Below are 19,891 nucleotides of genomic sequence, written 5' to 3'. Positions count from 1 at the left end.
ATCAAACCTCCCAACATTTTAGCCATTTTTCACGCTCAACAATCACCGGGCCATTTTCACCCATTGCCATTGCTACGTTACCCACACAAATAGCCAATGCTTTACAATTAAAAGCAACATCATCACTTTTAATCATTAGCAGATCGCCTCGTTTGGCGAGGTCAGCTGATTTAGCTTGTTTATGCATTAAATACTCAGCCACACCTTCAATTCCACCAAGTTCTGCTAGCACAGATAAAGCCTATCGTAGTGAGTGGTAATGTGGTATTTCGGGTATGTCTCCTTGGCTGATTTCAACGACACAATTACGAGCGAATTGACAGCAATCCAATTTACCCAATAAAAAAGGCTGGTTGTGATGTTTTGCAATCACATTAACCAGCCTTTGTTCCCAATCAAACTTCCGCATTATCCACGCCCCCAAATAATTTCCATGTCGGCCACAGCCGACACAAATTCAAAGCCTTTATCATTTGGGTAGAGTGCGACTTGATCTTCATTCGTGAAACGCCTCACTTTCGCTCGTTGCCAATCAATAAACAGGCTTTCTACTGTTACTTCAATCTCAGTTGTTTTCCCAACTTTAAGCATCTGAGTGTCCATTCTGCCAACAAAAATGATGATCGGCTTACCAATTAATTGATGATTATTGTCTAAGAATCCCATCCATACTTTGGCTATTCGCCCCTGGATATCTTGTTTTAGTAGATAATCAGTCCGAACACTTGGAATCCCACTTAATGTGATTGTTACACCATAGCTTTTTTGCTCAGCACCTTCAGTTACCATGCTAATAGCACCGAGATCACCTGTACCTGTAAATGTATGCTCATCAATAACAATATCAAATGGCAAAAAAGATAAACGGACAATACCGTCAGGGTAGTCAAGCTCAACTGCCGAAAAAGGTCTTAGCCTATCTTTTCTGCTTTCTGTTTTAGCAACATCGTCTAAATCTCGCATTATTCAATCCTTATCGGTCTGGCCTGCACAGCCTCGATAGACACTTCACCTTTTTTATGTAACAACTCAGAAATACGTCCTTGCTCGTCATCGCTTAACATAAAAACTGCACTTGGTCGTGCAGTATGAATAGGGGCATTTTCAATCGGTGTATCTCGTAATGGTGGTTCAATCGAAATGCGAGCGAAGTTATCTCGGCTGACAAAACAATCATCAGTTACAATACCTAAATAACGATAACCATTGGTAAGATCAAACGATATATATTGCCCAGCTTTTAACACCAATTCTCCAAAAGATTTATCAGATGCAACTTTAAGTGTTGTTGGGTTTAATACCGATAATGCTCTTAATGGCGACACTCGATATTTATGTTCCGAGTCAGCCGTAATATCTAATGATGTCGAGAACCAATCATCTTCATCAGCTGTTACAGACAAATCAAAAATTCTAGGCGTTTCCGGCTCCCCAAAATCAGGAATGAACTTAGGGCAAAATTCAGCCGGGAAATAAAATCTCCCGGCAGAACCTCGAAGTTTGGCAATAAAGGCTCGGAAAATCCGCTTTTTATCCTCATTGTTTAAATAAAAATCCGCTCTAAATGTCCATACAGCCCCAGGCATTTCCTGAGTTTGTATAGTGTTTGAAAACGGATTCGTAAAGGTCGTTGTATGGGCCTTTAAGAAAAAACTCGCCGATTTTGGGCGAATGTTTTCAGGGAATTTAATAATTTTTGTCATTATGCAACTCCAAAATCTTTACCGAATTGACCGCCACGTCTAATTTGGTTTCGAATCTCGGCAATCGTGTCACGCTTATTCTGTTTGAGCAAATCAGAAATTCTTTGTTCCACGCCGTGATCTGCACCGCGTGCATCAATCGTGTAATGCTGAGTAACGTTGATACTTGATGACGGAGAAGATTTATTTGCTCCTGCCGGTAGAAGAGAAATACTTGGCACTCTAGGAACAGCAACACCGCCACCGCTAGAAAATCCACGTTTGCCGTAGTTAAGATGATTAAGGAAATCTAAACCTAGTCGAGCAGTAGCCTCTTTAGTGATAACGTATTCCCCGCGATGTACTAATCCTGCTGGAACGTATTTACCGCTATCACCTGTGTAACCACCTCGACTAAATCCACCTAACATCACTTTCGGCATACCAACTGACCCAATTAAACCACCTTGAGCTGCAGAAGATACCGGGATACCAAGAAAATTACCGAACGACGTGCCTCTAAGAGAGTTTTCAAGAGCCTTGAATAATGTCATCTTGATAATCATATTCGAAATATCACGAATGATTGATTCAGCCATAGATTTAAAATCCGCTTTACCGGTCATCACAAAATCAGTCATTGCATCTGCCATTCCGTTAAACGCATTTTCTGTAATATTGGCGACATTCGCTGCAACATTACTTACATCTGCTTCAATATTATTCCAACCTTGTTTAATTCCTTCTTCCCAGCTACCTCTAGCTTGTTCCGCTTGAGCCTGTATTTCTGCTCGGCGTTTTTTAAGTGCCTCAATTTCTTTCTCTAGTAAGGCAATATTCTCTTTAGACATACCGACCTTAAGACGTGCAGCCTCAAGATCTAATTCGTGGTTATACTGGATTAGCTCTTGCTCTTGGCGGGTTTTACCAAGCAAGGTTAATTCAAACTCCATTGCTTTGAGCTTTTCGCCGTTATTGTAGGAAAATTGAGAAATAGCGACTTGTTGCTGAGCGGAATCTAGCTGGCCGGCTAACTCTTTGAGCCTTGCGACACCTTCCTCACCATAGCCTTTGTATTTTTCGGCATTGATCGCAATATCTTCAGTCAGTTTACGGACTTCTTGATAGTCTGAGATTTGTCCAAAAACAGCAATGTCGGCGGCATTTGCTTTCAAGCCTGCCAAACGATTTGTCATCTCCGCCACTTGGTTTTGATAACTTTCCGCCGAGCGTTCGGCTTTGGTTTGCTTAGGTTTACTGCCTTTGCTACCGCCTGTTTTGATACTGCTTTCTTTTAGATTAGCTAATTGAGCCTCATAGGCTTTTTGATAATCTAGCCCGGTAAAATCTTGCCCTTCAAGATTAAGCTCCGCTTGTAGCTTATTGGCTTCATCAGTTTTGCCATCTCGTTTTAATTGGCTGATTTTGGTTTGTTTATTTAATCGGTCAATGTATTTTTGAGCCTTGTCAGATACAACTGCACCTTCGCCAATATTTAGCCCCATACCGGATAGATTAGCGACCATTACCGCTGCACGCATCGCCTCACCAGCAACACCGCCAAGAGCATTCGCAATATTGTTTGCTGCGATAACCATTTCAGGCGATTTGACAGTAAAGTTACCAATAGAGAGGTTTAATCCATCAATCTTGATTTGGCTATCATCAATATGTGGTAGGAGTTGAGCAAATTCATCTCTTAAATTAGCAATCGGGATATGGGCTTTTAACGCATCTTGTGCCTCTAAGCTAGAGTTCAAGGTTCTTTGAGCTTTTTCAGCATCTGCGGTCACTAATTTCAGATCTTCTTGTTTTTTCGCAAGCTCTTCCGCACTCATCGTAACACGCACCGTGCCAGCAAACGCATCCTCATAAACCGTAGCTCCTTGCTCAATTTCTCGTGTGAGTTCAGCTTGGCGTTGTTTCAGACTAGCTAATGCTGTTTCCTGCTCTTTGATTGAGCGAGACAATTTAACCATTTCAGCATCAGTTTGAGCTTTGGTCATTCTTTCAATGTTAGCCCTAACCGCATCCAAACCTTCAGCATAGCGAAGAGCCTCTTCTCTAGCTGCTTTTTGGCTTTCCAAAAATCCCCAAATGGCGGTGCCGGCTGTGGTAGCCACCATTGCAAGTGTCATTAATGGATTTGAAAGTGCCGCAGCTTTAAGTAAATTTAGCTCCACTCTTGCAGCAGCTAAAACACCATTCATCGCTCTTGTTGTCGTGGTGGTAGTTATCATACTCGCAGCCATTGAGCTTTGAGCAACTGCGTTTTCGGCGTAAGCCACTTTTAAAGCTTGTTTTGTTGCGATTTGCTGACGTTCAACAGTTATTTTTTGTTGCCCTAGAGCTATTTCTTTCTGGTCTAAGGCTTGCAGTTCAGCAGATAGTGCAAGTCTTTCAGTACGGCTTGCAGCTGCTTGAATTGCGACTGCAATCTCTTCGCGATCTTTCGTGATTTTTTGCTGTTTAACCGCGATAGCCTCTAATTCTGCGTTATTTTGGTTATAGGTCTGTAATGTTTGTTCAAGTTTTAAGGCAGTTTGTTGAGAAAGTACGGTCAATTCTTGCTGGCGAGTGACAATTGTTTGTTGGCGAGCCTGATTTTCTGAAATAATCGCTTTTTGATTTTCATAAATAGCAGCCCTTGCCTCAATAAATGGTCGTACACTCATATAGCTTTTTAAAATAACAAATGTACCACCGGCAAAAAGAGCAAATTTTGCAACAGTATCTAAATTAGCACTGAGAGCATCTAAAACTGCAACAGCTTTTCTTGATGCACCAACAGAATTATCCATCTCGCCAATCCATTTTTCAGCGGAGGTTGATAGGTTCTGCATTGCACCGCTTATTGTTGTTACCGTTTGGCTATATTGCTCATTTACATAACTCTCAGCTTTCTTTAAGCCTTCAATCATCTTTTCAGCAGACATTTCTCCATTGTCCACCATCGCTTTAAGTTCGGCTGTGGTAACACCAAGCCCTTTGGCAATTGCTTGCACCACAGACGGCGTTTGAGTCATCAGCGAGTTAAACTCTTGGGCTTTCATTTTGCCCATTAGCAAAGATTGACTAAATTGCACCAACGCATTTGATGCGGTTGCTGAAGTTGCACCAGAAATAGCCACCGATTTTGCAACAGTTTCTGTCAATTTTGCAACATCACCTTGAGAAATACCCAGCTGTTTAGCATTTTGAGCAAAGGTTTGATAAACAGATGATGTTGCTTGTGTGGATTGTGCCGTTTTAAGTGATATATCGTAAACCGCCGCCATTGCTCTAGCGTGCTGGGTTTCGCTTTCTGTTACTAATCTTAATTTATTGCCAAGTTCGGTATAGCTATTCGCATAACCAATCACTTTACTCGTGGGGAATTGCAATCGATTTGTAATTTGCCAAAAACGCTCTTTTGATACAGAACTGTTAAGATTATTTGCAGCTTGCTCAATATTTTTTAGATATTTTGTTGATCTATCAGCAAATTGACGTGCTTTTTGCTGTGCTTGCTCCATATTGACGATAAAATTACGAGCAAATTTCTTTGATTCAGCATCAGATTGAGTGAATCCGGATAGTAATTTAGAATTCTCTAAATCTAAAATAAGAGTTAATCTATTTGAACTACTCACAATTACTAGCTCCAATAAAAAAGCCCGCATAAAGCGGGCTATCGGTTATTTGTATTTAGATTTGATGATTTTTTCTCATATCTTCAGCTAATTCATTCATTTTACGATGGTATATTTCTGTATTTCGCCACCAATATTTATCGAGCAAATAGGCTGCTGGGAAAATCACTAAGATGGAAACTATCCACCAGTTTGGCATAGTAATAAAGAGGCAAGCGACCAAAAATACAATAATTGCAATTTTAATGGTACTAATCATAAAACGGTCGAGTGTTTCAAACATGATATTCTCCTTCTCTTTTACTAAATATATATTCAAGTAAAAGGAATTTCAAGCTGTTTTATTTATCGTTTTGCCAAATAATTTGCCACACCATCATCTTCCATATCTTCTGATTCGTGCGTCCTCTTAAAAAATGGCATAAACTCTGATAATTCGGGAGCTTTGCCTTTCGGATCACGATTTACCATTGCGGTTAAATGGGCAAGTTGTGCGGTGCGGTAATCTTCCCGCCAAAGCCCGAACGGTTGCTCTTGGTAGAAAAGCTGGTATTCAGCAAAGTGCCGCTCGGGCATTTGTTCGATTTCTTCGAGCGTTTTACCGAGTGCGAGCGAAAGGGTTAATTGGAACTTTCTTCGCTCGGTAAGTTTTTTGGTTCACCCGCCGCTACGGCTGTACTAAATGCTTCGAAAACACTACCATCTAGTTTGGAGATGGCAATTAAGTCATCTTCGCTTTCTGGGTTAAACAGATTATTACCATCTTCATCGCATAATCGAGTGGCAATTGCACGAGGCAATGAATATGGGTCATAAACATTGCGCAAAGTGGCTTGTAGCTCATCTTCATCTTCAAAATTTAGCTCAATACCTTGTGCCTGCGCCAACTGTATTAGATGCTGACGTTGCCCGAAAATTTGTTTATTGGTTTCACCGACTGTTAAATCACGTAGGAAATATTCTTCACCATTGATGTTAATTTTACGCAGAGCTGGTTTGTTTGATAATAATTTATCGCGGAGAGTCATGGAGTATTCCTTTTGTAAAATTCTGATCTAAAAAGACCGCTTGTTATTTCTACAAGCGGTCGAATTTTATGGATTTTTTGCAATTAAACTAACAAGTAGTCACGTTTGCTTGGCTTGATAGATACAGAGCCTTCGTATTTGCCCTTGACTTCACCGCTGAATCCATTGCCGGATTCGATAAAGCCTACACCGTAAGTTGTGCCGTGGTTATCCGGTAATTCCAGTTTATAGGCAAAGGTGGATTTGCTGAAAAACAGTTCGCGTAAGCGGGTTTGCATTTCTGTAGTTGGCTTGTGAAAAAAGCTCAATTTAATTGAGCCAAACTCAATTTCACCAGGCTCAGTTTCTGTGCCTTCCGAGCAAACCGTTGTGACATCTTCTGTATTTAATGTATCATCAGATTTTTCGATATGTTTAACCGCACAGAACTGCTCAGAAAACTGCACCAAAGCAGCTTTCGCTTTAGTGTAACTGGTCGGTAAGTCTTTACCAGTCCACTTCACTTCTTCGCATAGTTTTACCTGATCGGTTGTTACTGATAACACCGGGTAGATACCATCTAACTGACCGCAACCGGTAATTTCGATTGCATCACCTTTTTTATAACCAGAGGATGCAATTGTTAGAGTAGCAGTGTCTAAGTTGATTGCAGTAATTGCTTTTTGAGTGTCACGTCCAACACTAATTCTAAATTTCGAGCCTTGGACTTTTGTTGTTTTTGCCATTTTAAGTCTCCTATAGAGATTATTTGTTTAATACTCAACATCAAAAATTAATGTTGCTGTGTACCACGTACGCTGATTTTGATCCGACTCATACTGATACTGAGAGAGATTTACGGACTCCAAATGCTCAAATTCGGAATAATTGTCGATGATTTCCCGAATTTTTTCCGCCCACTCATCTAATTCATCTTCTGCATTCTCGACCGATTTCAAATGGATTGTAATGTTGAGATTGGCACTCCATTGATCATTACAAACAGTCATTTCTTGCAGACTGATGTCATCGAGAGAAACCGACACTGCAAGTTGCTGCTCCTCAATATCAATAAAAGTTGGCAGCCCGTTATAAAAATTCTCAATATCCGGTAATTTGGCCTGTAATAATTCAAGGACTTCTTTTCGGATTTTTGTGTGGATTTTCATAATTTCCCCGCAATTTGTTTAGCTAATTCAGCTTGCACTTTTTCGGGATAGTTTTTCAATTCCCGCTCAAATGCTTGTGTAAGTGGTTGGGATAACGGCACTTTTGCCACATCAATGCCGTAACGCTTACGACCTTGCCGGTACATAATGTGCGTTCGTCCGTTGGCAAGGCGTTGGCGGAAACCACGTTGTACAGTGTGTTTACCAACTCTAATACTGCCTTTGGAGGGAGACAGGCGGTTCGACTTTCGCTCTAGCACCCGAATCATCGGCATGTGTGAGCGATTAACCTTAATAGTGGCTTGCAGTCTTGACGGTGTGGGTTTTGCCGTCATTTTTGCTCTGCCTTTGATTGTCTTTTGATTTACGCCAATCTCTGCCGCCACCGATTTAACCGCCTTATTCATTGCCTGTCGCCCAACAGTACGGATTGCTTGAGCTGCTGCCTTGGGAATGGTTTGCTTAGCGATTTTTTTCAGAGAGGCTTGCAATTCTTTTAGACCGGTCACTTTAGAACCCATAACTTACTCCAATTGCAATACGATTAACTGATCGACAAAGTGATAGGATTTAACAAGATATTTCTTGCCGTTTCCGCTCACTCGGTCGTCCAATTTTGGTTTATAGCCACTTGCCCGGAATAGGGTCAAGGTTCGTTCCGTGCCGTGGATAGCTCGGTCATCGCTTGAGTGTAAGCCATTAAAAATCGCCGGTGCCTCATCGTATGTCGCAGGGTAGGGCTTACCGCCAATCAGCCATTCGCTCATCATTGTTGATTGAATGGTTTGATCGGCGGTTGCCATTGCCTGTTCAAACAAGCTAGGCATTGATTTTCACATCAACTGTTGCCGATGATGTGCCAGATGCTTGCCACGCAATACCTAAGCGTTTATTCGAGCCAGCTGTGATGGTGGCTCCATCGGTTTCAGACCAATACAACACAACACCTTGCTTGATATCGTCTGCTTGTTTCGCTTTCACCGTAAAAACACCGGTGGTTAAGCCGACTACCGCATCGTTTTTATCGGCATCAGTAACCGCAATCGCAATTAAATCTTCAGCAACCATAACATCGCCTGACTTGATAGCTTTGGTTGCGTTTAGACGTACAGTATTGCCGTCTTGGATATAGTTTTTTGCCATAACAATTTCCTTTTTTCGGATAATAAAAAACCGCACTTATAAGTGCGGTCGCTTGTTAGTGTTTTAATTATTGGTTGGTGACTTTCACCACGCCACGATAATCAATTACGTTCACGCCGGCATCAATGCGGACTTTGGTCGATACACCATCAACAGTAAATCCGTGTTGCTGCTCGATGTAAGGTGTATCAACACCATCAAGGTAAGATACCTCGATTGCCTCTTTATTGAGTAAATACCACGATTTAGCATCAGCAATCTGTAAGCGTGATGATTTAATCGGTGTCACAATATCACGGATCGGATTAATGATACCGCTATTGATATCCGCACCTTCAACACTTGCTGAGCCTAAAATTTGCTTAGCTTTAGTGTGTAATGAGGTCGGCAACAACATAAATTCAGGCTCAATAGATAATGGCTCGCCACGACTATTCACAAAGCCGTTCATTAATTGGATTGCCTTATCAATGTTTTCTACATTCAATGCAGCACCGGTTAAGCTATTTTTGTGTGTAGCATCAAACAGCTTTTTACCGTCTTGAGCGATTGCATTACCGGTAATTAGAGCAAATACTAATTTAGCGATAGTGGCTTTTGCAGCTGCACCCATTTTTTCAGGGATTTTGGTTAAAAGGTGCATATCATCATTGATAATTGCCTGGCGGGTAATGCTAAATAATTGACCGTAAGTTGCTAGTGCCACAGATGCACCTTCATCACCAATTGTGCCGTAGGTATATTCTTCGCCTTCACCTACTTCCGGCAGGTAGCCGAACTCACCTAAACCAACGCGTTTTGCCGGGCGGAAGTCCGTTAAAATACCACGTGATGTAAATTGCTCGTAATTTTCGGTCGCTGTTTCCCAACCTTTAAGTAGGGATTTGTGAGCAACATCAATCAAGATTTGACCAAAATCAGAGCTTGAGTGTGTAAAGGCTAAACCAACCATTTGCATTGGAGTTTGGCCAGCAATACCCACGCCACGATCAACCAATGAGGCACGAGCCAACTCACGCAAGGTCATTGCATTGTAAGCGTTGTCTCTTGCGTTAGTTTTGTCGGTATCTTGACCCGCACGAGCCATTAAGGACTGCTTCACGCTGTCGCCGACAATGTTGCCGTTACCGGCATGGATGTGGTTTTGCGGTACGCTTGGGGTGGTATTTTCGCCCAATTTGGCAAGGAGTTTGTCTTTGGCTTGCTCTGCGGTCATTGAGACATCTGCTAAGCAGTCTGCCATTAAACCGTCATATTGATTGCCGAAAGCGGCAAAGGTCGCTTTGATGGCAGCATTGCGTTGGGCTAATACAGCCATAGCATCAGGTTTTGCAGTATTTTGCGGATTTTCACTAACTTGTGGTGGAGTTTGTGGTTGTTCAGGTTTTGGATTTGCACCTGCATTGCCTTGTGGCACAAACAACATATTTTTAATTGTTTCAGGCATATTTGTATAGTCCTCTAGTTTTTTGGATTGGATACAAGCCATCGCCACAAGGGGATCGGCTAGTTTATCAGCGAAACCTTGCTCTACGCACTCTTTGCCTGTGAGCCAAGTTTCTTCTTTCAGCATTTCTGCTAAATCGGTTTCGGATTTACCGGTTTTGGAAACGTAAGCCATAATCAGCGTACTTTCGACTTTATCGAGCAAATCCGCATATTTCCGTATATCATCGGCATCACCGCCCTGAATGCCCCACGGTTTGTGGATCATCATCATAGAGTTTTCCGGCATAATGATTTCGTTTCCCGCCATTGCAATCACACTTGCCATAGATGCAGCAAGACCGTCAATATAGACGGTCTTGTTGGCAGGGTGATTTTTTAGCAAGTTGTAAATTGCAATGCGGTCAAACACATCACCACCGGGAGAGTGGATATGCAGATTGATTTGTTTTAAATTATTGCCAAGAGCTTTTAAGTCTTTGGCAAATTGTTGAGCGGTTACGCCCCAAAAGCCGATTTCGTCATAAATGCTGATCTCGGCGGTGTCGTTGGCGGCAGCTTTAATCGTAAACCACGACTGATTATTCGTCTTGGTTACTGCCGCTGCCATCGCCATCGGTGCTAGAATCATTTGGTTTTTTCTCATTAATAATTCCTTGTGTATTGGTTAAATCAGTATCAAATTTCAAGCCCTCACGAGCATTCTCTTTGATCTCTACAATCCGTTGCCGTTTGACTTCGGCAGGATTGTTACCACTGGCTCGTATTGCTTGCCCTTCAGTAGCCAAGCCGCCTTTGATACGCTCTTTCCAAGCGTTAGCCTCTTTGATTGGATCAATCCAGGGCATTACTGGGCCGGAATAAACCGCATTAAATAGCGAGTTTGGGTCAATATCAGGCGGGATTTTGAGCGCTTGTGAGGCTATAGCCATTTTTAGCCACTCCCGATAAATCGGGCGACTAATTGCCGCTACAAACGCATCTTGTAGCACCGCATAACCTTCAAAACTTTCTACCAGCTCTTGGCGCTGTGCGGAGTAAGTGCCGTTGTAGTCTCGGGCAATACTGGAATAACTGGAACGAGTACCTGCTGCAGTCGCTCTAAGCTGTCCATTGCGGAATGTTTCCAAATTCACATTCGGGCGGTTGGAGTTAATTAAACCAATATCTTCGCCCGGCTTTAAGTCGTCAATGACTGCACCAGGAGCAATATCAAACAAACGTTGGCCGTCTGATTGTTCTTCGTTATCGTACAAAGCCGCATCACCTTTTTTGATGTACATCGTCATCGCTGCCGCAATGCGTGCCGCCACTCGTTCGCTCTCTTCGTACTCTTTCAGATCCGCCAAGCGTACAATCACACCGTGTAACATACTCACGCCACGAATTTGATGTAGCCGTTTGCGAAAGGCAAGGTGCAACATATTTTCTGCCGGCACGGTTTTGATTTTGCCGTACATTGAGGTACTTTCTTGCGGGTTATCCAAATAGACTTGGTAAGCGGTCGGTTTCCGCCACGCATTCAGAAACACGCCTTGCACTAAGCCGTTTTTTGCCTCATCCGACTGCATAGGAACAAAATCCGGCTCTAATGCCTCTAGGGAAAATGCCACTTGTGACCCGTGTTCCAAGCCTGATACTTTGCCTTTTACTAGCTGAACAAAGACTTCGCCATCTCGTAGCCAAGTGCGAAGTAACATTCGCTCCAGTAGTGGGCGAGTGTATAAGCCCGTCACATCCGGTTTCACCGACCATTCCGCCCACAGCTTGCGGATTTGCCCCGCTAATTCTTCGTGGACATCACCAGCCATAGTGAGCGGTTGCGGTTCAATATGAATGCCTTTCGAGCCGATAACCCGCTCTTCCATTTTGTCCAAAATACCGATCACAATGTCATGATTCTGATCTAAAGCTCGGGCTTGTTCACGTAGGCTCACCGCACTTGTGCGAACGGTGGCATTTGCCCCTTTCCCTTCTCGTTGTGCTTTATGGGTTCTACTTGGTTGTGCCGCCTCATAAGCATTCAGCACATATCGGTTTCGGGAGCGATTTGCCGCCCATTTTGGAGAAAGGGCTGCAATGGTTTTTTCCAATAAATTCATCAGGTAAACCTCGCGTATTTAATTCTATGCTGTTTAGTGCGTTGCCCGCTTTGGGCAAGCTGTTCGTCCAGCATTTTTTGATAGCGATCACGCTGTTTGGTTAGTTCCGCCACTTGATAGGAAACCGACCGACCATTAAAGCTAACTTGGCTTTGGGCGGTTTCGATTTTTTCATCAAGAGTGCGGATTTTTTGTTTAAGCTCGTCAATGGTATAAAGGCTCATAGCCAGCCTCCTGTTTTTCTTCCGCCACCACTTAGCCAACTGCTTTTTGCTTTGGTCTGTTTGGTTTGTGGTTTTGCGGATTTTTCTTCAATTTCGACCGCTTGTTCAGCCGTTCTTGGCGTTTCCCGAATGATGTTAGGGTTGATGTCGGGCAGTTTTGCCCAGCTTGGCACATCGTTTTCATCGCCCCATTTGATTCGCTCGTAGCCTCGTAAAATTGCAATGGCGTGGGCATAGCAGAACAGGTCGAAGGCTTCGTTATTGCCTTTGCCCGGTTTCCGCCATTTACCGTCGGCTCCTCGCTCCTCGTAGGTCAATTCATTGAAAAACCATTCGCCTAGCCAGTCTGGGAAGTGAATATAGTTCGCTCCCACCGTATCACGTGATAGGGCGTTGTTGATTCGATCTTTGAGGTAATCGGTTTGGAGCAGGTACAACGGCACATCCCCCCGTGCGGAGGAATGTCTGTCGCTCCGTGAGGTGTTGTCGGGGTGCGTTTTGGTGATGAGCTTTTGTCGTTTGGTGCTGTCGCCTTTAACTAGATAGACCCGTTTCGCATAACCGTCTCGGCGACATTTTCGCCAAAATTGGTAGGCGTTGTCGGTTACGCCCTCTTCGCCACCACTGTCCACCGCCATTGCCAAAATCGGCATAAAGTCGTTCGGCTTATGAGCAAGGGCATAGCGCTTTTCGAGAACATCGGAGATCAGAATATGCCAATCTTCGGGAATACGAGGGTCGATTTTCTCAATCACACCATCGCCATCAGGTAGCGTGTGCGAGATGTTATAGCGGTCAATCAACCAGCGTTCGCCATTTTCACCGTAACCGACCATCTGCACCACAAATCGGCGATTTTTACCGCCCTGTACATCGACTGCCGCCACAATAAAGCGACATTGAGCTGGTACAGTTTTCTCTTCTACTTCTTCTCGGCGTTCCATCAACTCATCAGAACGGCGTTGTTCTAATGCAGATCGTGGTAAGTAAGGTAATCCCCAGTCGGTATTGGTTACCGCTTTGAGGGTTTCCTCGCTGCCGGTCATCTCATACTCGTGTTCAGCATTAAGCAACTTGTAGGTGAGTTGCGCCCACGTTTGGTAGGCTGCCGCAGGGCCTTCTAGCCAAAATGAGGCAATGCGTGATTTGCGACTTTCACCCGTAATTTGACCGCTTGCATCAATTTTCTGCCCCTCTTTAAGCCATACACCTTTAATGTTTAGCTCTCGTTTGAGTTCGGGAGCAATCAGCGTTTGACAATGAGGGCATTGCAAGCGTGCGTTTTCGCTGGCTTTGACAAAATCACTTTCCTCACGGTAGCCAACCATATTTGCCATTGACGGCTCGAAGTATTCCGAGCAGTCGGGGCATTGCCAGTAAAACCGACGGCGATCACCTCGATTATAGAGGCTTAAAATACCGGTAGTCGGTGGAGCCTCGTGGGTGCTTTTCGGGATATGTTTGAGATCAACAATATCTTTACCGGGCGAACTCTCCACCAAAGTCATTCCTGCTGACATAAAGGTGGTCGTCCGCTTTGAGGCAAGGGAGAAACCATCACCTTCACCGTCCACATCTTCGGGCCAGCGGTCGTAGTCAGTCAGAGCAACATATTTGTAGTCCGATGAAGAAAGCACATTGATAGACGGCCAGCCGATTTTGAGCAAGTTGCCCGCTCGGAAATACTTGTCGTGGACATTGTTATCGTTTTTGCGTGGGCTTAGCCGCTTGGCAATTTCGGGCGAACAGCGGAATGTGCGGTCAAGACGTTTTCGGCTATGTTCGCTGGCTTTCTCTTGGGTAAGTTGCACCAACAGGAAATCGGACGGATCGCAGATAATTGAGTAGGTTATCCAGCCGTCAATCAAGCCGATGGTTTTCCCCGTTCGTGCCGGCCCGACAAAAATCACCGCATCATATTCTCGGCTGTTGAGGCAGTCCATCGGTTCTAACATATAGGCGGCGGTGTGCTTATCCCATTTGACCGAGTTGCCTCCGCCAAGTGGTACACGCATATATTCCGCCACTGCGTCTGAAACTTTCATTCGGCGTGGAGCTTTGACCGCGTTCGCCATATCTCGGCGGATCTCTTTCGCACTGGCAAACATTAGTCATCTCCCTGTTCGGTGGTTGGTGCTTGTTGAATATGCAACGCCATTTGGTCTCGCACATCATCAATCACTTGCTGGACTCGGATCAAATCTTTTGGCTGCAATCCACAGTCACGCTCTAAAATATCAGGCAGCGTTTCAAGCGTTTGCACTACCGCTTTTGCCATTGCGCCCATTTCTAAAGCCACTTCACTTGCTGGTATCAGCTCGCCTGTTTTCTCCTCATATTTGAGACGTTCATTTTCCGACTGCCAAAATGCCTTTCGATCCATAGGGGAGAGGCTATCGACATCCGCCGTCATCTTTTCCGCCAACCCGGTGAGAATTAAATCACGCAACGCATAGAGCTTTAATTTGCTGTTACTGCCGATAGACGGCGTAAGCCCTGCCACTCGCTGAGAGACCGTCTGGCGGTGTAATCCGGTGAGTTCGGCAATCTGATTGATGTTAAGTTTTAGCTCAAATAAGTTGTCCATTTGCTCACATCCTAAAAATCAAAACCGCCTAAAAAAACGGCAACATCATCACAAGATGATGATGCCTAGAAACTCAAAAAACTGCCGAAAACCGCGCTGCCTCAACCCCGTGGAAAGGGTAGTCCCCTCGGGAGTACCTTTTACAAATTAACGGACAGCTGAACTTGCTCTTACCGAACTTAATTTAATACCTGTATCTGTCAGTACTTCCGCATAATCTGTTTCATAAATGAAAATAGACTGTAGCTCGCCAACCACGTTATCATCTGGAATTAATACTACCGCAACAGGCTCACCACTTACGCCATCAGAACGTACTGTGGTTGCAATCTGCTCAGGGCAAACTTCTTCTTGTCCATCTTCATCGGCATACACAGCAGGGAAGTGAAGAACGGTTTCAAATGGCTTGCCTTTATCTTTATCAAGTAAACCTTTCTCGGCTTGCTCGATGGCTGTTTGATAGCCTTCAGAACCTGCGTATGCGATGGTGGCTTGTTTAACTTGCGATAGCACAACCACCGAGCCTAATTTCAATTTAACAATCATAAATAATCCTTATGGAATAAATAGAACACATTGCTTAGTTATGATCTCGATATAACCAAAAGCATAACTAAGTAATGCGATACAATAAAAAAGGGAGCTGTTACGCTCCCGTATGTCATCATAGCGGCTCACTCCGCCAAGCTATTTAAACCCTTGCTTGGTCTGTGCCTGCCACTCTCTGATACGAGCAATCTGACTCGCACATAAGTCACGCTCTCCCATCACTTTGATGAGATACTCAACCGTATCGCCGTAGGTTTTACCGCTAAATTCCGTCCGCTCGCACGGCACAAGGTAAGCCGCCGGCGGATACAAATATTCAGTGCTTGTTATTGTTTTGCTGGTGCAGCCGCTTAAGGCTATCAGCAACGCCATTAGGCAAATCAGTCTTAGCACAACTGTCTTTGGCAAGGATTGATTTAATCTCATTTTGAGCAATCTCCACTTTGTTTCGCAGCTCATTTGCAATTTTTTGACTATTTTCGACCGCTTGTCGCTCTTGTTCGAGCGTATCTGCAAGTCGTTGATTGGCTTTTTGCTGCTGCTCAATGGTTTGGGCTTGTGCGTGATTCTCGGCTCTTAAGTTATCAATTTGTTTTGACTGGTGCCAAATCCAGCCACACAAGCCCAAAATCATTGCTGAGGCTGCTAGATAAATGTATTTAATCATTTAGTCCGCCATTAACTTTTGATAATAAGCTGTACGCTGAGCTAGACCGTGCGTTCCGCCATTAATCTTTTTGGTAACGGTCAAGATGTCACTAAATTCGGATAATCCACGGCTCACCCAATACCAAACAGCCACTTGCACTGTCAATGCTAGATTCTTGGTGATTTGGTCGGGATCGGTCACTAAACTTGGTAAGCCTTCCCATTTTGCAAAATCAATATAATTCGCCTTGCCGGTAATTTGAATTAGCCCACGACCACGATATTTCCAACCGTCGCCACTTCGCTCATTACCATTTCCCATTCGGTTAGCGTAAACACGGTTAGCAATGGCTTGTTTGTTTCTCGCATAAAGCACAACATTATGCGGAGCAAAGTATTTTGGGAATGTCCGTAACAGAGCAGTTGCAGAATAGTTAAGGTTTTCTTCAAATACACGATAACCGCCGCATTCCAATCCACATTGAGCCAAGAACATTGCTTGTTGTTCTTTCGTTTTGCAACCAGCCTTTTCGATATTTCGGGCGATTTCTGCATAAATCCCATTAGCTGCATTTGGAAATACTTGTTTGAATTTTCTTTCACTAATCACCATATATCCACCATTACTTATTCATCACGTTTTCTGCCAAAACTTACATCGTTCACTTCAATTTTTTTGCGAATTAAGGCAAATAAAAATTCACGGATTTTTTCAGCTCCCACAAACCCAATCATTCCACCTGCAAAGGTAGATAAACTTTCGCCAACCCCAAAGTGGGTTAATAAAGACATACAAGAAAGAGTTAATGCCCCACAAATTGCACCATCAAGAAATCGTTGGCGATAGGTGCTTTTTTGTTGTAAGAACCACGCCCTAAGCATAGACATAAAAAAAGCCATTACAAATCCTGTAATGGCATTATAATTTTGCTGAATGTATGCACTAATTACCAGCCATACATTCGGATCTTTATCCGGCATCTTCATACTCCACCCCGCTATCTCGGGGTAATAAAAAAGCCCCAAACATTTCTGCTCAGGGCTACAAATTCTTTTAAGTTCACCACCTATGCAATGAACCGCAACTTACCACAAATAATACACTTCAAGTTCGGACTTTGCAACAATTTTTAATCAAACAAATACAAAAAAGCCCATAATTTACAAAACTATGGGCTTTTTAATGAAAATTCACTTGCTTTATTCGGTATTCCGAACTATAATAATCTCACTTTCAACGGTTTGGGTTGAAAGTGAGTGTGAGGCTTAATCCTCACGCTTGAAGAAGGAACAAACGATGTTTAAGTACATTGTCCTAGTTATCTTCTTGTTAGTGTTAAGCTCCCCAGCCTACTAACTTGAAATAACTCGCTGGGGGCGAAAGCTCCCAGCTCTTCAAACATAATCATTTTAGGAATTTAGAATGAAATTGTCAACCAATGAATTAAAAGCGCTATCTGATGAAAGACGTGGCGTGAGAGCTAAATCTTATAAGCTGAGTTTTGAAACTATCGCTCTTATTGAGCAATTAGCCAAACAGCTAGAGATCCCACAAAATCAACTAATCAAATTAGCGGTTGAGAAATTACAGGAACAAACGAATCTCGCTGCCAACTAATACACCTTCCACAAATCGCTCAGCAAGCAACAATTCTGTATGATATGCTGTTTTGCTGAGTGATAATTTCTGCCAAATCTGTTTATTTTCAAAACCGGCAACATACTTGAGGAAAATTATATCAAACTGCAATTTGTTATCCACTTTCAGTTTCTGAATTTGTCTATCTGCTTTTTCTAAAGTGTCGTCATCTAATCGAGGTAAATAACGCTGTCTTGTCCTCTCTTGCGGAGATTCACGCATAAATGCTTGCATTGTTGGATAGCCTTTGCAGTCTGTAAACCGAACAAAACTACCCCATAAATTTAAAACGCCTTTAATATCAATTAACATTTAACTACCTCAACTATGATTTTTCCTACCTCTCCCCAAATCTTACTGACTCTACCGTCCCAGATTCGACAATCATCTTCAAAAATTGCATCAAGTAATGCTTTTTCTAGGTTGTCTTTATCAGGCTTCTGCTGATGGGGTTTACCATTCATTTCTGTTTTTTTCTTCTTGCTCCAGCTTTGCGGCATCGGGATAACAAAAGTAATGTGATAGCCGCTTTCAGGAAGAGAAACTTTATTAAGCCTCACTTCATCTTTGAATGCTCGATAACGCAATACTTCAGGACGCTGCTTCCATTTATCGCTTCGAGTCATTCTAGGCTTACCCATCGGGGTTATCAGATATTCCTTTCTCATAACTTACCCTCCCTACGCAAAATCGCTTGTGTTCTAAATACTCCTTCTGCGTGAGCCTGTCGCACATAATCCGCCTCTAAATTGCGTGTTCTGCGATCACATTCATCGTGACAAGAAGAACAAGCCCACGCCCCGAAAATATCATCAGGCTTCATTCCTACACCATTAATCCCTGCCATTCGATAGTGAGCCAACACAGTCGTTTCGGGGTTGAAATTACAAATTCCCGGCAATCTTACTTGGCACTCCCTACCTTTTGCCTCTTTGCGTAAATTAGCCATTCCAACCCTCACTATCTCTCTTATAAAACCACTCACCAGCACATACGCCAATAATGGCAAAAGTCATTAAAAATTCATTAATCATTCCTTACTCCCCTTATTCTTTTTTCTCTCATTCCATTTTTCTTGTTCTAATGCAGTTCGCTTTCCAATATAAAAAGCATTAATAAATAAACCGACAATGAAAATCCAATCCATTAAACTGTTACACTGGCTCATTTGTTATTCTCCTTAAATAAAACCCCCGAATTCGAGGGAATTAATAAACACCACTAAATCGGATTAAAATCGCTCTTAAAGTCATCAAGGCATTCTTGATATGTCCATTGACCAATAGCAATAAATTTACCGACTGCCACAAAGAATGCTAATGGATAAACCAATAAGTAACCGATATATCTAAGGGTAAGAATTGACAAAGAAATAAGCACCGCAATAATTCTGAATGGTACACTAAGCAAAAATCTCACTTTCTTTTTCATTTTAATTTCCTGTAATTACACCAAATTAAATAGGCGACTTCGCCTTAATTAAAAATACGAATACAAGCGGTTAATAATGTTTTCGTCTCTGGTATTGTTAAAAACGTGCTTAAGAGCTGCGTTAATTAATGCCTTATACACTTGCTCGAACTCGTCTTGCTCCATATTGGCGTATGATAGGCTTTTCGCTTCTATGTACACTCTGCCTTTCAAATCCCACGTTTGGGTATAAAACCCAGCCATTACGGTCAAATGCTTGCGAAATGTGTCAAATTGAGCCGTAGGGTCTTGGAACTCCCATTCGCTATGGCTACCGCTCCAACAATCAAAACAGAAATTGAAGAACGCAAACACCTTGCGATGAAATGCCGGATTACGCTGGCGTTTGATTTCGATTTCATACTGTTCGCCATTCTGAAACGATTTCAACCGCTCCGCCTCATCATCATTAAGCGGTGCAAGTAAACCGCCTGCGAGTTTAGTCATTTGGTATTTAGCCATTCTTTTTTCTCTGCAAATTCTCTGCACAAAACAACTTAATTTCTGCAAGTTTTCTGCATTCCATCTTTAATCGCTCTCCACTTCAGCCTTAGTAAAATACCCACAGGATTTCGTGCGATTTAGCGTACTGT

General features: G+C 43.0%; 28 protein-coding genes and 1 pseudogene. 1 reads left to right on the top strand and 28 read right to left on the bottom strand.

All coding sequences use genetic code 11. From position 1 onward, the window contains the following. Position 1 precedes the first annotated feature (1 nt). From PTQ27_RS11555 to PTQ27_RS00670, 22 genes and pseudogenes are all read right to left on the bottom strand, one after another. A pseudogene (locus tag PTQ27_RS11555) lies at positions 2-409 on the bottom strand (DUF6950 family protein). Further along, positions 409-963, bottom strand: coding sequence for a hypothetical protein (locus PTQ27_RS00770; RefSeq protein WP_273748510.1), 555 nt, complete (start codon positions 961-963; stop codon positions 409-411). Before PTQ27_RS00770 ends, PTQ27_RS11555 begins: the two are co-directional and overlap by 1 nt. Then, positions 963-1,703, bottom strand: coding sequence for a hypothetical protein (locus tag PTQ27_RS00765; RefSeq protein ID WP_273748511.1), 741 nt, complete (start codon positions 1,701-1,703; stop codon positions 963-965). The genes PTQ27_RS00770 and PTQ27_RS00765 overlap by 1 nt, the downstream gene beginning before the upstream one ends. After that, positions 1,703-5,314: a phage tail tape measure protein gene (locus tag PTQ27_RS00760; protein WP_273748512.1), complete on the bottom strand. Its 3,612-nt coding sequence runs from the start codon at positions 5,312-5,314 to the stop codon at positions 1,703-1,705. The genes PTQ27_RS00765 and PTQ27_RS00760 overlap by 1 nt, the downstream gene beginning before the upstream one ends. 55 nt (positions 5,315-5,369) lie before the next feature. Then, positions 5,370-5,597: a hypothetical protein gene (locus PTQ27_RS00755; RefSeq protein WP_273748513.1), complete on the bottom strand. Its 228-nt coding sequence runs from the start codon at positions 5,595-5,597 to the stop codon at positions 5,370-5,372. Between the two features lie 62 nt (positions 5,598-5,659). Further along, positions 5,660-5,890 (bottom strand): phage tail assembly protein T, encoded by a 231-nt coding sequence (locus tag PTQ27_RS00750; protein WP_273748514.1) that lies wholly within the window; start codon positions 5,888-5,890, stop codon positions 5,660-5,662. Positions 5,891-5,934: 44 nt separating this feature from the next. Beyond that, entirely contained in the window at positions 5,935-6,342 is a 408-nt protein-coding gene (locus PTQ27_RS00745; RefSeq protein ID WP_273748515.1) for a hypothetical protein, read from the bottom strand. Positions 6,343-6,425: 83 nt separating this feature from the next. Then, positions 6,426-7,067, bottom strand: a complete 642-nt coding sequence (locus PTQ27_RS00740) for a phage tail protein (protein ID WP_273748516.1) — start codon at positions 7,065-7,067, stop codon at positions 6,426-6,428. A gap of 27 nt (positions 7,068-7,094) precedes the next feature. Continuing rightward, positions 7,095-7,490 (bottom strand): phage tail terminator protein, encoded by a 396-nt coding sequence (gpU, locus tag PTQ27_RS00735; RefSeq protein ID WP_273748517.1) that lies wholly within the window; start codon positions 7,488-7,490, stop codon positions 7,095-7,097. Then, on the bottom strand, positions 7,487-8,011 hold the full coding sequence (locus PTQ27_RS00730; protein ID WP_273748518.1) for a phage tail protein: 525 nt from the start codon (positions 8,009-8,011) through the stop codon (positions 7,487-7,489). Before PTQ27_RS00730 ends, gpU begins: the two co-directional genes overlap by 4 nt. A gap of 3 nt (positions 8,012-8,014) precedes the next feature. Then, the gene (locus PTQ27_RS00725) at positions 8,015-8,317 is read right to left on the bottom strand and encodes a phage tail protein (protein WP_273748519.1); all 303 of its coding nucleotides are present in this window, start codon (positions 8,315-8,317) and stop codon (positions 8,015-8,017) included. Beyond that, positions 8,310-8,633, bottom strand: a complete 324-nt coding sequence (locus PTQ27_RS00720; RefSeq protein ID WP_273748520.1) for a DUF2190 family protein — start codon at positions 8,631-8,633, stop codon at positions 8,310-8,312. The genes PTQ27_RS00725 and PTQ27_RS00720 overlap by 8 nt, the downstream gene beginning before the upstream one ends. Positions 8,634-8,700: 67 nt before the next feature. Then, on the bottom strand, positions 8,701-10,725 hold the full coding sequence (locus PTQ27_RS00715; protein ID WP_273748521.1) for a ClpP-like prohead protease/major capsid protein fusion protein: 2,025 nt from the start codon (positions 10,723-10,725) through the stop codon (positions 8,701-8,703). Continuing rightward, positions 10,661-12,181 (bottom strand): phage portal protein, encoded by a 1,521-nt coding sequence (locus PTQ27_RS00710; protein ID WP_273748522.1) that lies wholly within the window; start codon positions 12,179-12,181, stop codon positions 10,661-10,663. The genes PTQ27_RS00715 and PTQ27_RS00710 overlap by 65 nt, the downstream gene beginning before the upstream one ends. Further along, the gene (locus PTQ27_RS00705) at positions 12,181-12,405 is read right to left on the bottom strand and encodes a hypothetical protein (RefSeq protein ID WP_273748523.1); all 225 of its coding nucleotides are present in this window, start codon (positions 12,403-12,405) and stop codon (positions 12,181-12,183) included. Before PTQ27_RS00705 ends, PTQ27_RS00710 begins: the two co-directional genes overlap by 1 nt. Further along, on the bottom strand, positions 12,402-14,513 hold the full coding sequence (locus PTQ27_RS00700; protein WP_273748524.1) for a phage terminase large subunit family protein: 2,112 nt from the start codon (positions 14,511-14,513) through the stop codon (positions 12,402-12,404). Before PTQ27_RS00700 ends, PTQ27_RS00705 begins: the two co-directional genes overlap by 4 nt. Continuing rightward, a complete protein-coding gene (locus PTQ27_RS00695) occupies positions 14,513-14,992 on the bottom strand; it encodes a DUF1441 family protein (RefSeq protein WP_273748525.1) in 480 nt (159 codons plus the stop codon). Before PTQ27_RS00695 ends, PTQ27_RS00700 begins: the two co-directional genes overlap by 1 nt. Positions 14,993-15,139: 147 nt before the next feature. Beyond that, entirely contained in the window at positions 15,140-15,538 is a 399-nt protein-coding gene (locus PTQ27_RS00690) for a hypothetical protein (RefSeq protein ID WP_273748526.1), read from the bottom strand. Between the two features lie 141 nt (positions 15,539-15,679). Beyond that, on the bottom strand, positions 15,680-15,913 hold the full coding sequence (lysC, locus tag PTQ27_RS11550) for an Rz1-like lysis system protein LysC (protein ID WP_434802811.1): 234 nt from the start codon (positions 15,911-15,913) through the stop codon (positions 15,680-15,682). Further along, positions 15,858-16,208, bottom strand: a complete 351-nt coding sequence (locus tag PTQ27_RS00680; RefSeq protein WP_273748528.1) for a DUF2570 family protein — start codon at positions 16,206-16,208, stop codon at positions 15,858-15,860. The genes lysC and PTQ27_RS00680 overlap by 56 nt, the downstream gene beginning before the upstream one ends. After that, on the bottom strand, positions 16,209-16,802 hold the full coding sequence (locus tag PTQ27_RS00675; protein ID WP_273748529.1) for a glycoside hydrolase family 19 protein: 594 nt from the start codon (positions 16,800-16,802) through the stop codon (positions 16,209-16,211). Between the two features lie 14 nt (positions 16,803-16,816). Further along, entirely contained in the window at positions 16,817-17,176 is a 360-nt protein-coding gene (locus PTQ27_RS00670) for a phage holin, lambda family (RefSeq protein WP_273748530.1), read from the bottom strand. Positions 17,177-17,612: 436 nt separating this feature from the next. On the opposite strand from PTQ27_RS00670, the gene PTQ27_RS00665 reads away from it, so the two are divergent. Continuing rightward, the gene (locus PTQ27_RS00665; RefSeq protein ID WP_273748531.1) at positions 17,613-17,807 is read left to right on the top strand and encodes a hypothetical protein; all 195 of its coding nucleotides are present in this window, start codon (positions 17,613-17,615) and stop codon (positions 17,805-17,807) included. Here PTQ27_RS00665 and PTQ27_RS00660 read toward each other — a convergent pair. The 6 genes from PTQ27_RS00660 to PTQ27_RS00635 all read right to left on the bottom strand — a co-directional run bounded on the left by PTQ27_RS00660 (position 17,775) and on the right by PTQ27_RS00635 (position 19,760). After that, complete coding sequence (locus PTQ27_RS00660; RefSeq protein ID WP_273748532.1) at positions 17,775-18,140, bottom strand: antiterminator Q family protein; 366 nt, start codon at positions 18,138-18,140, stop codon at positions 17,775-17,777. The genes PTQ27_RS00665 and PTQ27_RS00660 overlap by 33 nt on opposite strands. Next, positions 18,134-18,454 (bottom strand): RusA family crossover junction endodeoxyribonuclease, encoded by a 321-nt coding sequence (locus tag PTQ27_RS00655; RefSeq protein ID WP_273748533.1) that lies wholly within the window; start codon positions 18,452-18,454, stop codon positions 18,134-18,136. Before PTQ27_RS00655 ends, PTQ27_RS00660 begins: the two co-directional genes overlap by 7 nt. Before the next feature lie 38 nt (positions 18,455-18,492). Then, positions 18,493-18,777 (bottom strand): DUF1364 domain-containing protein, encoded by a 285-nt coding sequence (locus PTQ27_RS00650; protein WP_273748534.1) that lies wholly within the window; start codon positions 18,775-18,777, stop codon positions 18,493-18,495. An 81-nt stretch (positions 18,778-18,858) separates the two neighbouring features. Next, on the bottom strand, positions 18,859-18,996 hold the full coding sequence (locus PTQ27_RS00645; protein ID WP_273748535.1) for a hypothetical protein: 138 nt from the start codon (positions 18,994-18,996) through the stop codon (positions 18,859-18,861). A 53-nt stretch (positions 18,997-19,049) separates the two neighbouring features. Continuing rightward, on the bottom strand, positions 19,050-19,259 hold the full coding sequence (locus PTQ27_RS00640) for a hypothetical protein (protein WP_273748536.1): 210 nt from the start codon (positions 19,257-19,259) through the stop codon (positions 19,050-19,052). 48 nt (positions 19,260-19,307) lie between these two features. Beyond that, positions 19,308-19,760, bottom strand: coding sequence for a DUF1367 family protein (locus PTQ27_RS00635; protein ID WP_273748537.1), 453 nt, complete (start codon positions 19,758-19,760; stop codon positions 19,308-19,310). Positions 19,761-19,891 lie beyond the last annotated feature (131 nt).

Source organism: Mannheimia cairinae (assembly GCF_028649535.1).
Classification (GTDB): domain Bacteria; phylum Pseudomonadota; class Gammaproteobacteria; order Enterobacterales; family Pasteurellaceae; genus Mannheimia; species Mannheimia cairinae.
This window is presented reverse-complemented; position numbering and strand designations above follow the sequence as displayed.